General features: G+C 63.0%; 11 protein-coding genes. 9 read left to right on the top strand and 2 right to left on the bottom strand.

Annotated elements, in window-relative coordinates:
• Nucleotides 1-418: 418 nt before the first annotated feature.
• The gene (locus U5S82_04745) at nucleotides 419-1558 is read right to left on the bottom strand and encodes a porin (GenBank protein ID MDZ7750967.1); all 1140 of its coding nucleotides are present in this window, start codon (nucleotides 1556-1558) and stop codon (nucleotides 419-421) included.
• A 565-nt stretch (nucleotides 1559-2123) separates the two neighbouring features.
• On the opposite strand from U5S82_04745, the gene U5S82_04740 reads away from it, so the two are divergent.
• Together U5S82_04740 and rimO are read left to right on the top strand one after the other, a co-directional pair.
• Nucleotides 2124-3749 (top strand): HD domain-containing phosphohydrolase, encoded by a 1626-nt coding sequence (locus U5S82_04740; GenBank protein MDZ7750966.1) that lies wholly within the window; start codon nucleotides 2124-2126, stop codon nucleotides 3747-3749.
• A 138-nt stretch (nucleotides 3750-3887) separates the two neighbouring features.
• Entirely contained in the window at nucleotides 3888-5231 is a 1344-nt protein-coding gene (rimO, locus tag U5S82_04735; GenBank protein ID MDZ7750965.1) for a 30S ribosomal protein S12 methylthiotransferase RimO, read from the top strand.
• 227 nt (nucleotides 5232-5458) lie between these two features.
• Here the strand turns inward: rimO and U5S82_04730 are convergent, their stop codons facing one another.
• Nucleotides 5459-7006, bottom strand: a complete 1548-nt coding sequence (locus U5S82_04730; protein ID MDZ7750964.1) for an ISKra4 family transposase — start codon at nucleotides 7004-7006, stop codon at nucleotides 5459-5461.
• Nucleotides 7007-7255: 249 nt separating this feature from the next.
• Here U5S82_04730 and prmB point away from each other — a divergent pair, with 249 nt between their 5' ends.
• The 7 genes from prmB to U5S82_04695 all read left to right on the top strand — a co-directional run bounded on the left by prmB (nucleotide 7256) and on the right by U5S82_04695 (nucleotide 14374).
• Complete coding sequence (gene prmB, locus U5S82_04725; GenBank protein MDZ7750963.1) at nucleotides 7256-8191, top strand: 50S ribosomal protein L3 N(5)-glutamine methyltransferase; 936 nt, start codon at nucleotides 7256-7258, stop codon at nucleotides 8189-8191.
• A gap of 768 nt (nucleotides 8192-8959) precedes the next feature.
• Nucleotides 8960-10294, top strand: coding sequence for a group II intron reverse transcriptase/maturase (gene ltrA / locus U5S82_04720; GenBank protein ID MDZ7750962.1), 1335 nt, complete (start codon nucleotides 8960-8962; stop codon nucleotides 10292-10294).
• Between the two features lie 235 nt (nucleotides 10295-10529).
• Complete coding sequence (gene hemN, locus U5S82_04715; protein ID MDZ7750961.1) at nucleotides 10530-11930, top strand: oxygen-independent coproporphyrinogen III oxidase; 1401 nt, start codon at nucleotides 10530-10532, stop codon at nucleotides 11928-11930.
• A gap of 58 nt (nucleotides 11931-11988) precedes the next feature.
• Entirely contained in the window at nucleotides 11989-12807 is an 819-nt protein-coding gene (locus U5S82_04710; protein ID MDZ7750960.1) for an alpha/beta fold hydrolase, read from the top strand.
• Between the two features lie 366 nt (nucleotides 12808-13173).
• Complete coding sequence (locus U5S82_04705) at nucleotides 13174-13401, top strand: type II toxin-antitoxin system HicA family toxin (protein MDZ7750959.1); 228 nt, start codon at nucleotides 13174-13176, stop codon at nucleotides 13399-13401.
• Nucleotides 13391-13864, top strand: a complete 474-nt coding sequence (locus U5S82_04700) for a toxin-antitoxin system HicB family antitoxin (GenBank protein ID MDZ7750958.1) — start codon at nucleotides 13391-13393, stop codon at nucleotides 13862-13864. Before U5S82_04705 ends, U5S82_04700 begins: the two co-directional genes overlap by 11 nt.
• Before the next feature lie 3 nt (nucleotides 13865-13867).
• Nucleotides 13868-14374 (top strand): preprotein translocase subunit SecB, encoded by a 507-nt coding sequence (locus U5S82_04695; protein ID MDZ7750957.1) that lies wholly within the window; start codon nucleotides 13868-13870, stop codon nucleotides 14372-14374.
• Nucleotides 14375-14418: the final 44 nt, after the last annotated feature.

The raw sequence follows: 14418 nt of genomic DNA, 5'->3' as shown, positions 1-14418 counted from the left end.
GGACGCGGAGGATCCGATCCACCTTGGTTTCCAGCGTATCGAGTCTGCGTTCCAATCGGTTTACCCGAACATCGGTTCTGGGATCACCGGTGCTGGAATCATCGGTTCTGGGATTATCAGTTCTGGGGGCAGGGCGTGCCGATGGAGACTGTTCCACCGGGGCCGGCTGCGCCGGGCTGGTGGAACCCGTAACCAGGGCCGGGCCTGTGGGGGCATCCCGACAGTCGAAGTCATAGGTTCCGCAATCGGGTGTGTGGTTCATCATGCAACCGCTGGTCATGACGAGGCTTACGGGTAGCAACATCACCCAAGGCTTCATGGTGTGGGATCCAGGGATAAGGGGCTTGAATGGAAAGGGGCCCGCCTGGTCCAGCGGGCGGGCCCCTCGAGTCGCGACTCGTTCCGAATCGCTCTCCGCCTAGAAGACGAACTGTCCCTGGAGGAATATCTCGTCTGCATCGTCGCCGTCGACGCCGTCGAGATTCTCGCCGATGCGGTAGGTGAGCTGAACCTTGGCCTTGTGCTCGTGCAGATACCAGTTGGCGCCGAAGGAAGAGCGGGTCCACTCTTCCGCATAGTTGTCGGCGTCCTGCGACTGGTAACCGGCTACCAGTTCGAACTGGTTGCCGGGAAGCATGTAACCCCCTTCGACGGCGAAATTCTCCAAAGTGGTATCACTGTTTTCATATATGCCATCGGTGATGCCGTTCTGGACCAGTTCGGCGTCGAAGGTGTTGTATTCCGCATCAACCGACAGGCCAGCGACCCGTAGTGCGGCGCTCAGCTCCAATCCCGTGATCTCATCCACGTCGTTCTTCCCGGCTTGGTTGCTGTTATTGTCGTCGTCGTTGCTCCAGGTGAAGGCGCCGGCGCCGATGGTGAAGCGGGTCTTGTCCCGGTCAAAATGTCCCTGGGACATCTTCAAGTAGCCGAGGGGGTGGAAGTCGATGCGGCCACCCGCCATCCAGCCCTGATTGAAGTCGGAGTTGGCGTTTATGGGGGTGTCGAAATCCAGCTTGTCATTATCGGGATCGATGGACGCGCTGGTCGCCGACGCGCCCCAGGTAAATTTCTTGGAGTTTGAGTGGCCAGTGAGGTGGATACCGGCATTGCGGTCCGGGGTCCCGTAGTTGTGGTCGCCCACGAAGGTCCTTTCCACCAGTTGTTGGCGTTTGGAAGATGTCAGCAACTCCCGGGAGAAGGGGAAGTTGGCGTTGCCGACGGTGACCTTGACGTTGTCGAGACCCTTGTACTGAAAGTAGGCATCCTTGATGGCGACCTCATTGCCGTCTTCGGCTTTGCCGACATCGAACTGGATCTTCGCCTTCCAATCCTTATGGAACGAGCCTTCGATATACGGGCGCAGGCGGCGGAAGATTACCTCGTCCGTGGATTCCCCCGCATCCGGGTTTTCGTGATGGTACTGCAGTTGCAGGCGCCCGCCGATCTCGATGTATTTTGCGCCGTCCTTGTAGACGGTCACGCCGGCCTGGGTGGGGGCTGCGACGGCCAGTCCAAGAGCGGAAGCGAAAGCAAGGTAAAGGGTATTGTGTTTCATGGGTGAGATCTCCCGTTAATGGTGTGCCAGATCAGGTTCGCGGGTAGCGTAGAAGCAACATGTGCCGAATACGCAACGTATGGTAGGGGGCGGTATTTGCAGATCAGTTACTGGGGGGTTAAGTTTTTCTTGGCGTTTTGCGACGGTTTTTTTACCCCGTTTCGGTTTTTTTGCAGTGGAGAAAAATGAGTTCGTCCGCAGAATCTGTGGGTGAATGTTTCGCTCGCGGCGAGCGCGAAGCCCCGCCTGTCGGGCTGAAGCCCGACCTTGTCCGACCTACACAACACCCCCCACCGCCCATTCCTTTGGCTCGGATGTAGGTCGGGATTCATCCCGACAATCAAACAGGTTCCTTGGCGTTCTTGACTTGGCGAGAGGAAATTCTCCTCTCTACGCCCACAAATTCTGCTGACGAGCCCCTTTTTATGTCTTCAATCCGCCGAGGCGGGCACTTGGCGCGTCCGCCGGGGGAAGGACATGGGAAAGCCGTATGCGGTAGTTGTTTCAGGGGGATCGCCGCGCCTGCTAAACTCTGAGTCTCACCTGCTGCCGCGGCCCAGGGCCTATGGACTCAGAGACATCCACTCTCCTCGAACGGTTGCGCCGCCTCAATGACATCGGCGTCGCCCTGTCGGCGGAGGGGAGTACGGAACGCCTGCTGGAACGCATCCTGGAGAGCGCCAAGGAGCTGACCAACGCCGACGGCGGCACCCTCTACCTGCGCGGCGACGAGGACAGCCTCTACTTCGAGATCATGTTGAACGAGTCCCTGGGCATCAGGCTCGGGGGCACCAGCGGCGAGGCCATCGGCTTCGACCCCCTGCCCCTCTACGACGAGGCGGGTCGCCCCAACCACACCATGGTGGCCGCCCACGCGGCCCTGGAAAAGGTCACCGTCAACATCCCCGATGCCTACGAGGTGGAGGCCTTCGACCTCTCGGGCACCCGGGCCTTCGATACCAAGACGGGCTATCGCTCCAAGTCCTTTCTCACCGTGCCCATGGTCAACCACGAGGGCCGGGTCATCGGCGTGCTGCAGCTCATCAACGCCCGCAGCGGCGGCACCGTGGTGCCCTTCTCCGCCGAGGACCAGCAACTGGTGGAGTCCCTGTCCTCCCAGGCGGCGGTGGCGCTGACCAACAAGAGGCTCATCGACGCCCAGCGGCGCCTGTTCGAGGCCTTCATCGAACTCATCGCCGGCGCCATCGACGACAAGTCCCCCTACACCGGGGGCCACTGCCGCCGGGTGCCGGAACTCACCATGATGCTGGCGGACGCCGCCTCCCGCGCCGCCAGCGGCCCCCTGGCGGACTTCGCCATGACCGAAGAAGACCGCTACGAGTTGAAGATCGCCGGCTGGCTCCACGACTGCGGCAAGGTCACCACGCCGGAGTACGTGGTGGACAAGTCCACCAAGCTGGAGACCATCCACGACCGCATCCACGAGGTGGACGCCCGTTTCGAGGTGTTGAAGCGGGACGCCGCCATCCGCATGCTGCAACGGGTGCTGGCGGCCCAGGCCCGGGGGGAGTGGGTGGACCACGACGCCGAGCAGGCGGGCCTGCAGACGGAGATGGCGGCGCTGCAGGACGACCGGGACTTCCTGCGCACCAGCAACGTCGGCGGCGAGTTCATGTCCGACGAGGACATCGAGCGCATCCGGCGCATCGCCCGCTACCGCTGGAAGAACGCCGCCGGAAGGGAGGTCAACCTGCTTACCGAGGATGAACTCCACAACCTGTGCATACGCAAGGGCACCCTCACCGAGAAGGAGCGGGGGATCATCAACCACCACATCGTGGCCACCATCAAGATGCTGGAGGCCCTGCCCTTCCCCTCCTACCTCAAGAACGTGCCCGAGTACGCCGGCGGCCACCACGAGCGCATGGACGGTAGGGGCTACCCCAAGGGGCTGACCCGGGAGCAGATGTCGGTACAGGCCCGGGTCATGGGCATCGCCGACATCTTCGAGGCTCTCACCGCCCGGGACCGCCCCTACAAGCCGGGCATGAAGCTGTCCCGGGCCCTGGAGATCCTCTGCTGCATGCGTGAGGACCACCATATCGACCCGGATATCTTCGAGGTCTTCGTGCGCGAAGGGGTCTACCTGGACTACGCCCGGCGCTTCTTGGAGCCCGAGCAGATCGACGAGGTGGATCACGACAGGCTCCTGGGCAAGGCGGCGCCCTGAGGCGGGGCGTCCGCCCATCATCCATCCTCCTGGTCCGGCAGCGCAGAGGTGCCTTCACCGTGGCACAATAGGGCGCTTCAGACCTTAGCTTTTCTCTGGAGTGAATCCCGTGTATCCCATGGCCAATTCCCGGCGCCCGTGAACGACGCCCTGTCCCTCAGCGATGCCGCCGCCCCCCGGGTGGGCTTCGTCAGCCTGGGCTGTGCCAAGGCCACGGTGGATTCCGAGCACATCCTCACCCGGTTGCGGGCCGAGGGCTACCGCATCGTGCCGAGCTACGAAGACGCCCAGTTGGTGATCGTCAACACCTGCGGCTTCATCGATGCGGCGGTGGAGGAGTCCCTGGAGGCCATCGGCGAGGCCCTGGAAGAGAACGGGCGGGTGGTGGTCACCGGTTGCCTGGGGGCCAAGGGGGACGTGGTCAGCCGCACCCATCCCGCGGTGCTGGCGGTCACCGGGCCCCACGCCCCCGGCGCCGTGATGGACGCCGTCCACCGCCACCTGCCGGCGCCCCACCATCCCTTCACCAGCCTGGTGCCGCCCCAGGGCGTGCGCCTCACGCCGGGCCATTATGCGTATCTCAAGATCAGCGAGGGCTGCAACCACCATTGCAGCTTCTGCATCATTCCCAGCATGCGCGGCCGCCTGGTGAGCCGCCCCGCCGGCGACGTCATGGCCGAGGCCGAGGGCCTGGTGCAGGCCGGCGTGGGGGAGTTGCTGGTGATCAGCCAGGACACCAGCGCCTACGGCGTGGATCGGCGTTACCGCAGCGACATCTGGGGTGGCCGGCCCCTCAAGACCCGCATCACCGAACTGGCCGCCGCCCTCGGGGGCCTCGGCGCGTGGGTCCGCCTGCACTACGTCTACCCCTATCCCCACGTGGACGAGCTGGTGGAACTCATGGCGGCGGGCGCCATCCTGCCCTACCTGGACGTCCCCCTGCAGCACGCCAGTCCCCGGGTCCTCAAGGCCATGTGCCGCCCCGCGGACGCCGAGGACATGGCCCGGCGCATCGCTGCCTGGCGGGCCCTGTGTCCGCGCATCGCCCTGCGCAGCACCTTCATCGTCGGCTTTCCCGGCGAGACCGAGGCGGAGTTTGGGGATTTGCTGGATTTCCTCGCCGCGGCCCGCCTCGACCGCGTGGGGGCCTTCACCTACTCAGCCGTGGAGGGCGCCGCGGCCAATGCCCTCGGAGACCCCGTGCCCGAGGAGCTCAAAGAGGAGCGTCTGGCCCGCCTCATGGAAGCCCAGGGCGCCATCAGCCGGGAGCGCCTGGCCGCCCGCCACGGCGAGGTCACCGAGGTGGTGGTGGACGAAGTGGCCCCCGAGGCCGCCCTGTGTCGCAGCGACCTGGAGGCCCCGGACGTGGACGGCGTGATCATCGTCGAGGCCCCCGGCGATATGGCCGTGGGCCGGCGCTATCCGGTGCGCATCGTGGACTCGGATGAGCATGATTTGTGGGGGGAAAGGATAGGATGGTGAATGGGTCATGAGGATGGTGAATAGTTCATGAGGATAGTGAATGGTGAATGGTGAATGGTAAAAACAGAAAACAGAACGCACAAAGCGGCCATAGTGGAGCCTGCCGACGGGTACGCAAAAAAGATCCACGATCGGTTACCCGTTACGACAGCGCGGGCCTAATGGACCGGCCCACGCGGCCCCCACGCTGTTGCCATTCACTATGGGTGCGGCTCTTTTAGAACGACTCATTCCGCCCAAACCATGGCTTGTGTTTCCGGCCCGTGGAAGCGCTGAAGGTGGTTTCTTTTCCACTCCTGCTTCTTGTGGAATGCCTGATACCTATCCCAGTCGCCACTGGCGCGGATCGCACGAAGCCGAAGGATGCCCTCCGCGGTTTTTAGCGACCAACGCGCCCCCGTTATTTCGAACCGATCAGCAATCAGATGGCGGCACGCGCCTTCGATCACGCCGGTTGCTATCGGGTAACCCTGTTGCATGAACTGGTCGTAACGCAACATCGCAGTATGGTTGGTCAAGTAATTCGCCACTGTCGCGATGACCTCTTGCTTCTTCGCTGACAGCGCGCAGCGCTTGGCCTTGATCCTTATCCCGGCCGCCACTGGGCCGGAACGTCCTTCAAGGATGGCTTGCGCCTTCTCCAACACCCAGTGCTCGGCCGCCTGCGCCTGCTCCTTATCTTTGCTGTCAAAGAAGCACCAGGTCGCGCGCCACAGGTATTCCAGGACATGGATGAAGTCCAGGATCAGCGGGACCTTAATGGCGTGTCGCTTGAACACCCGCTTGATTACCTTGATTTGGTCCTTGTGCCCGTCAACCAGCATCACCCAAGGCCGCTCGCGTTTCGGATCCCGGCGCAGGGATTCCTCCACAATTTGCTCCGTGACCCGCTCCATGTCTGCTTCGATCGAGGCCCATACTCGCTTGTTCTGCGCCTTCGGCGCGTCCTTGCGTGAAGGCTTACCGTCCTCCCCCTGTCTCCCTATCACGTCCACCGCTGAGCGAACGTGGGGCGCCACATCATAGACCGTGGCTACCGTCGCCATGCGCTTGCGGTTGCGTTTCTCCCCCGTGCTCAGACGCGTACACAGCGTATGGTGCTCCTGCTGTGCCGCTTTGCGTGTGGCCTCGCGCAGATCCTCATGACGTAGCGCGATCCCCTTGCCATCCTGGCTCATCACCAGCACGGTGCCCGGCAACTGTACCGGCGTGATGGCGCGCTGGGCGTAGAATGCCTCGAAATCCGTGCTCACCTCCGACACCAGCTCTTGTGCCTGACGCTTCGGTATCTTGCCCTCTATCAAAGTGGACAGTCCTTCAAGCGAGGCATCGAATGCGTTCTGACACACGGCCAGACTGATACATGCCCTCAGACCGTAGGTGTACTTCCTCTTCGGCATATTGAGGGCTTCATCCAGCGGAAAAAGACACTCACCCTGGGGGTGGCTGTAACCCTTTCTGCGATAGATGACTTCGCCAAACATACTCTCTATCTGGCGCTCGCAGCCTTCCCGGTAATAGGTGCGCACGACGTTGTCATGGCCCGTCACGGCTTCCCGCTTCACCTCTTCATTCGAGCGCACATCAAGCCCCGCCTGATACAGCAGCCGGCACAGCTCCTGCCCTTCCTGGTGGATCATGCTTTCCAGTTCGTCATGGCGCTGATTGGACGCTTCAGGCGACCGCAAACGGCTGATCACTCGCTCTAGCTGATCCCTCGTTGCGGTGAATTCATCGAATGTGGTCGGCTCGACTTTCGTATATGCTTTTTGCACAGGGTGTCTCCAATGGGGGGAGTTGGCCTCAAACTGCTTGTCTCCCCGTTGGTTACACCCTGTATTTTCTCCATGAAATATGCAACTACTTGTTTCTATTGGCCGATCAACTCGTTCTATAAGATCTGCACCCATTCACTATTCACTATTCACTGGTTTCTAAACTATTCACCGGTTTCTAAACCCTCACCCGTTTCTCGACCCCATTCCCTTGTCTCTAGACCCCCTTCACTCACTTCCAAGCCCCCCATGACCACCGACCCCTTCCACCTCCCCGAACCCTTTCAGTCCGCCGCCCGGGAGCTCGCCACCGTCGCCGACTTCATCCGCTGGGGGGCGAGCCGGCTCAACGAGGCGGGGGTGTTCTTCGGCCACGGCACGGACAATGCCCTGGACGAGGCGGCGGCCCTCGTGCTCCATGCCCTGCATCTCGATCCCGCACCCCCCGTGGAGGTGTTCGGCGCGCGGCTCACGGAGGCGGAGAAGGGCACGGTGCTGGGGCTGTTGCGACGGCGCGTGGAGGATCGGGTGCCGCTGCCCTATCTGACCCACGAGGCCTGGTTCGCGGGCCTGCCCTTTTACGTGGACGAGCGGGTGCTGGTGCCGCGTTCACCCATCGCCGAACTCATCGAGACGGGCTTCGAGCCCTGGGTCGCCGGCGATGAAGTGAAGGCGGTGCTGGAGATCGGTACCGGCAGTGGCTGCATCGCCATCGCCTGCGCCATGGCCTTTCCCCATGCCCGGGTGGATGCCACGGACATATCGGACCAGTCCCTCGACGTGGCCCTGGAGAACGTCAAGCGCCATGGCCTGGTGGAGCGGGTGCACCTGCATCGCGCGGATGTATTCCAGGGCTTGGAGCCCGCCGCGGGCTACGACATCATCGTCAGCAACCCGCCCTATGTGGACCGTCGCGAACTGCGCCGTATGCCGGCGGAGTACCGCCGCGAGCCCCTGCTGGGCCTGGAGGCGGGGGAGGACGGGTTGGATGTGGTGCGGCGCATCCTGGAGGGCGCCCCCCGTTTCCTGGCCCCCGGTGGGATCCTGGTGGTGGAGGTGGGGGCCAGCCGCCCCGCCCTGGAGGCCGCCTATCCCAACCTGCCTTTCTACTGGCCCGATTTCGAGCGCGGTGGCGAGGGCGTGTTCATCCTCGAGGCCGCCGCTATTTCGGGGACAGTATACTAATTTTCGTCGAGTGCCTGCCCCACATCGACGGTATCGATGACGAATTGGTCATTGGTCACGGTGGCACCGGCACCGGAGGGCATCGACGACGGGCCCGCCTGCCTGTGAGAGCGGAGAGTGATGATGACTTCGTGGAGAGGCCTTCCTGCGCGGGGCCTCCGCCGGGCTCGCAGGCCCTCGTGGAGCAATGGGAATGCCTCACGGGGTGGTCCCTTGGGCCGCGCAAACGGGGGCGTAAGGTTCGAGATGGGGTTTAATTAGTATACTGTCCGTATGCCGTAACACGCTGATTAACTAGCGGGTTAGAGTCCCGCCAAAGGAGTTGCTCGTACACCTTTGTAGTGTCGCGGAGCGGCGTCCGGGTAACCGGGGGTCGTAAGTTACGTAGATGCAAAACCGCAGGCCGCAGCGCAAGCGAACCGATATGTAGCCTCGTGAACAAAGTGAAGATGCCGACCCGGTGGACAGTCGGGGAAGGCCGCTGTTGGTGGGAGGAGACGACGAGAGCGTCCCGCTGAGTCTTCCGGGGTAGTACGGGTGGCATGTGGTGGAAGTTGATTGGTCCCAGTGCGGGAGGCCCGCGGCGGTGGCAGGTGAGAACTGCCGACGGTGGCGTATAAGGCCAGTCCGAAGTCGTCATCGACCGTCGTGGGAGTCGGAGGGGTTCATAGTACCGATTGAGGGTCTGGGACAACATAACCCGACCTGAGGGAAGGGACCCTACTTTGTGCACGCAACCGAAACGCAGAGGGTCAGGAGATTGCGGCGATGTCGCTAACAACTCCGGAAAAGATCAGGACGCTGCAGAGGAAGCTCTACGTCAAGGCCAAGCAAGAGCCGGCGTTTCGCTTCTACGCCTTGTATGACAAGGTCTATCGGGCAGACACTCTCGGTCACGCCTATGATCGTGTCAGGTCCAATCGGGGCGCGCCAGGAATCGATGGTGTGACCTGTGAGGCCATCGAGGCGGGGGTCGGAAGAGACGCCTACTTGGCGGAATTGCAACGGGAACTGGAGCAGAAGACGTACGGCGCGGACGGCGTGCGTCGGGTCTGGATACCCAAGCCGGATGGCAGTGAGCGCCCATTGGGGATCCCCACAATCCGGGATCGGATCGTACAGATGGCGCTCAAGCTGGTGGTGGAGCCGATCTTCGAGGCTGATTTCTGCGAGCACTCCTATGGATTTCGCCCGCAGCGCTCGGCCCATGATGCGGTGAAGGCCGTCACCGACGGTCTGTTTCAGGGAAAGACCCAAATCATCGATGCGGATCTATCGAAGTATTTCGATACGATCCCGCACGCCAAGCTCATGGCCGTGGTTGCCGAGCGCCTTGCCGATGGAGGCGTCCTCGCCCTCATTCAGCAATGGCTCAAGGCCCCGGTCATCGAAGAGGATGGGCGAGGCAAGCAACGCCCGAGTGGCGGTAAAGGGAATCGGAAAGGGACGCCGCAAGGCGGGGTTGTTTCCCCGCTGCTGGCCAATCTTTATCTACATCTGCTGGACCGGATTTGGGAACGGCACGACTTGGAACGGCGGTTAGGGGCGCGCCTCGTGCGTTACGCTGACGATGCCGTGATTCTGTGTCGTGGGGACACCGCGCCGGCCATGGCGGTGCTTGAGACGGTGCTGACACGCCTGGAGTTGACGCTCAACCGGGAGAAAACCCACGAGGTCGATGCCCGCCGACAGGCGTTCGACTTTCTTGGCTTCAGCATCAAATGGGCACGCAGCCGACGAACCGGCAACGGCTACCCTCACGTTGAGCCGAGCCGTCGCGCCGAACGAAGGATCAAGGCGCGCATCAAGGAACTCACCGCGCGGCGCCGCACCCCGGTGCCGATGCCGCGTATGATCACGGAAGTGAACCAAGTGCTACGCGGCTGGTCGGGCTACTTCCACTACGGCAACTGCACCAAGGCTTTCGGACGCGTCCGGTGGTTCACTGAGGAACGCGTGCGTACCCAACTGCGGCGGCGTCACAAAGTGCGCACTCGCACGCGCGGTTACGAACGCTTTCCCTACGCCCACCTCCACGACGCCCTTGGATTACTCAAGCTATCCCACAAAGCAGGCTGGCGCTCAGCGCATGCCTTGGCGTGAAGCACATCGGAAAGCCGTGTACGGGAGAACCGTATGCACGGTTTGATGAGGGAGGGCTGGCCCTGGTGGCTACGGCCCGGCTATTTAGGCACCGCCAAACGAAAGGGGCGGGAACCGCTAAGCCGGACCTACGGGCGTTAGGGCCTGCTCTCTACTCTACCCGAAATTCCGAAATTCATTCGTTTGACTTAGATCATGCGGGTGGGGGCGGCGCTGGATTACGCTCCGGGCCTATATGTTACAGGGAGAGGCGTCGGTCATATTCGATCCGGACCTGATACGGCGCTATGACAAATCCGGGCCGCGCTACACCTCCTATCCCACCGCCGTGCAGTTCACCGACGGCTTCGGGGAGGAGGAGTACGTCGCGTTCGCCCGCGATAGCAACGCCGAGCCCATCCCGCGGCCCCTGTCCCTTTATTTCCACCTGCCCTTCTGCGACACCATCTGTTTCTACTGTGCCTGCAACAAGGTGGTTACCAAGAATCGTAACCGGGCCACCGACTACCTGAGTCACCTGTACCGCGAGATCGCCATTCAGGCGGCCTTGTTCGATACTGACCGAGTGGTGGACCAGCTCCACTGGGGCGGCGGCACACCCACCTTCATCAGCCACCCGCAGATGCGGGAGCTGATGGAGATCACGAGCCGTTTCTTCCGCCTGCGGGACGATGACGAGGGGGAGTATTCAATCGAGATCGACCCGCGGGAGGCGGGGAGCGACACCGTGGCCCTGCTGCGGGAACTGGGTTTCAACCGCATGAGCCTCGGGATCCAGGACTTCGACCCGGCGGTCCAGCAGGCGGTGAACCGCATTCAGTCGGTGGACGAGACTGCCACAGTGCTGGATGCCGCCCGCGCCGAGGGCTTCAAGTCGGTGAGCGTGGACCTCATCTACGGCCTGCCGTTGCAGGACGTGGTCAGCTTCGGGCGCACCCTGGACACCATCATCGATATGGATCCGGACCGCCTGTCCCTGTTCAACTATGCTCATCTGCCGGAACTGTTCAAGACCCAGCGCCAGATCGATGCCGCCCAGTTGCCGCCGCCGGAGGAGAAGCTCGCCATCCTGGATATGGCCATCCAGCGCCTCACCGACGCCGGTTATGTGTTCATCGGCATGGACCATTTCGCCAAGCCGGGGGACGAGCTGGCGGTGGCCCAGCGCAACCGCACCCTCTACCGCAACTTCCAGGGCTATTCCACCCACGCGGAATGCGACCTGGTGGCCATGGGCGTGTCCGCCATCAGCATGGTGGGCGAGAGCTACAGCCAGAACATGAAGACCCTGGATGGCTACTACGAGCGCATCGGCGGCAGCCGCCTGCCGGTGTTCAGGGGTGTGGAGTTGGAGCCCGACGACGTGTTGCGCCGCCAGGTGATTTCCACCCTCATCTGCCACTTCGAACTGCTCTTCGCCCCCATAGAGACGCGCTGGAACATTCAGTTCAACCACTACTTCGCCAGCGAGTTGGCGGAACTCGAGGCTATGGCCGCCGACGGCCTGCTGGAGGTCTCGTCCTGGGGGATCCGCGTCTCCCTTCAGGGTAAGCTGCTCATTCGTAATATTTGCATGGTGTTCGACCGCTACCTGCGGGAGGCCCGGGAAGGCCATCGTTACTCCAAGGTCATCTGAGGGCACCCAGGGCATGCCGCCGTCGGGCGGGAAGGCCCGTGTGCCTGTGGGGGAAATCATGATCGCCAGACCTTCTCTGCGCGCCCTGTGTTGGGTGTTCCTGCTCTTCATGCTGGGCCCGGTCTCTGCCGGGGCCGAGGTGGTGGTGCTGGTGCATGGCTACCTGGGGGACCGGGACAGCTGGGCCGAGGCCGAGATCCCCAAGGCCCTGACGGGCGCCGGCTGGGTCCATGGCGGCCACGTGCTCACCACGCCCCAGGGTGCGCGGCTCCAGCCTTTCACCCGCCGACCGGTAACCCCCAGCTTCTTCGCGGTGGAGCTGCCCTCCGAGGCCCCCCTGGCCTTCCAGGCCGGGCGCCTGGCCGACGCCATGGCCGAGCTTACGCGCCATTTTCCAGATCAGGAGTTCATCCTCGTGGGCCACTCCGCCGGCGGCGTGGTGGCCCGGCTCTACGTGGTCACCCAGCCGGAGGCCCCCGTGGGTGGGCTCGTCACCATCGCCAGCCCCCACCTCGGCACCAGCAAGGCGGGTCTCGGCCTCATGGCCGGCCAGAGTCCCCTGGGCATGATGGCCCCCTTCGTAGGGCTCGGCGGCCTCAACCGCTCCCAGGGCCTGTTCGCCGATCTCCTGCCGGCCCGTCCCCGCAGCACGCTTTTCTGGCTCAACCACCAGGAGCATCCCGACATACCCTACGTCTCCATCGTGCGCCGCGAGGGCGGCTGGAAGGACGGTGACCTGGTGGTGCCGGAGGCCAGCCAGCACCTCGGCAACGTCCCCGCGTTGCAGGGCCGCGCCCGCTCCGTGATGAGCGACGGCGGCCACCTCCTGACCCCCCGGGACGGCCCCCTGCTGGTGCGCATCCTGGCCGGTCTGTGATGAACCGGGATGGGCGCCCCTGGCAGTTAAACCCGAGGTCGCGACCCGGCTCCGGAGAGCCCATCGAAACCTGCGCACGAATCTGCGCGTGATCAGGATGCGGGCAGTCCGGACAGAAGAATGCTGGCAGAAAGGTGTTGATGGATGGGGGTAGCGGCTGCATCGTTAATCGCAGGAGCAGGGAATGCTAAATAAAACAGATCGTTGCGTTTTTTCGGCACGTTGGGATACCGATGATGACAAAGACCAGCGGTTGACAAAGTGCCTTGGTGACACTAAATATGGTGTCAGATGAACGCTCGAGACCGCCTGTACGGTTTAGTCGCGGATCTTGAGCGCTCGAAGGCATCGGTCCGCTGTCAGCACATGATCGATTGCCTGCAGCGGCTGGGGTTCGAGGTGCGGGAAGGCAAGAAATCGGGGCACCGGGTGTTCGTTCACCATGGTATCCAGGCATTTCGTTCCGGCGCTTTCACCTGCGGCCACGGCAAGAACCCGGAGATTAAGCCCGCCTACGTCACCCAGATCATACGGTTGATTCGGCGCTATGAATCGGAGTTTATCGAACTCCTGGAGCAAGACCATGACCATTGACGCCCACACCTACAACATCACCGTTCGTCGCGGCGACTTCGACGGGGAGACGCTGTTCGAGGCTCGGGTGCGAGAGTTGCCCGACCTAGTGGAGTATGGGGAAAGCTACGACGAGGCCTATGAACTCGCCGTCGATGCCGTCGAAACCACCGCCGAGGCCTGGGCGGAGCAGGGCCGGACGCTGCCCCGGCCCATCGAGCCCGCCGATGACTACAGCGGCCGGGTGACCCTGCGTATTGCGAAGAGCTTCCATCGCGCCCTGGTGGAGGCGGCCGAGGCCGAGGGCGTCAGCCTCAATCAGCACCTGGTCAACGTCCTGACCTATTACTCCGGCTTCGCCGCCGGCCAGCGGCACGAGGGCGGATCTCCCTGGGAGAGCGTGGGTCGTCCCGCGATGGACAGGACGAAGTCTAGGCGGCACCTCAGGCTGGTTCGTGCCACCGAACTTTCAGAGGTGGTCTAGGCAGTGGAAGCCGCTCTGAAACGGGCCATCGAGAACCTCGAGATCCACGATGTCTACCTGCGCTCGGCCAGTATCGTCCTCGCGGAGGACTTCGAGCCCAAGTACGATTCCGATGCCGAATCTCTGCTGGTCCAGTTCAAACATCGCGTGCGGCGCTCGGAGGTGATGGAACTCGAAGACGAGAACGGCTCGATGCAGCTTCTCTTTCGTGTATATATCGACCTGGGTGCGCGCTGGGTGGATGCCGAGGAGGGCGCGTCGATGCCGGCCGCACCCTCGGCCGATGCGGCGCCAGAGAGGGCGCGCATCGACGGTACCATGGTCGCGGAATACCTGATGCGGGAATTTCTGGACGACGAGTCCCAGCGCTTGTTTGCCCACAGTAACGCCAGCTATCACGTGTGGCCTTACTGGCGCGAGTATCTCTCCGCCCAGTGCCTGCGTACGAACCTGCCCAAGATTACCCTCCCGGCCGTCCGGACTGCGGTAAATCTTGGTGACACAGGTTGAGCCCCGGCATCGCCGTACTGGCGGGGGGAGGGGCGAGGCCATAG

The sequence above is a fragment of the Gammaproteobacteria bacterium genome, assembly GCA_034522055.1.
Lineage (GTDB): Bacteria > Pseudomonadota > Gammaproteobacteria > JAABTG01 > JAABTG01 > JAABTG01.
Note: the sequence above shows the minus strand (reverse complement) of the source record. Positions and strands in the feature narration are given on the sequence as shown.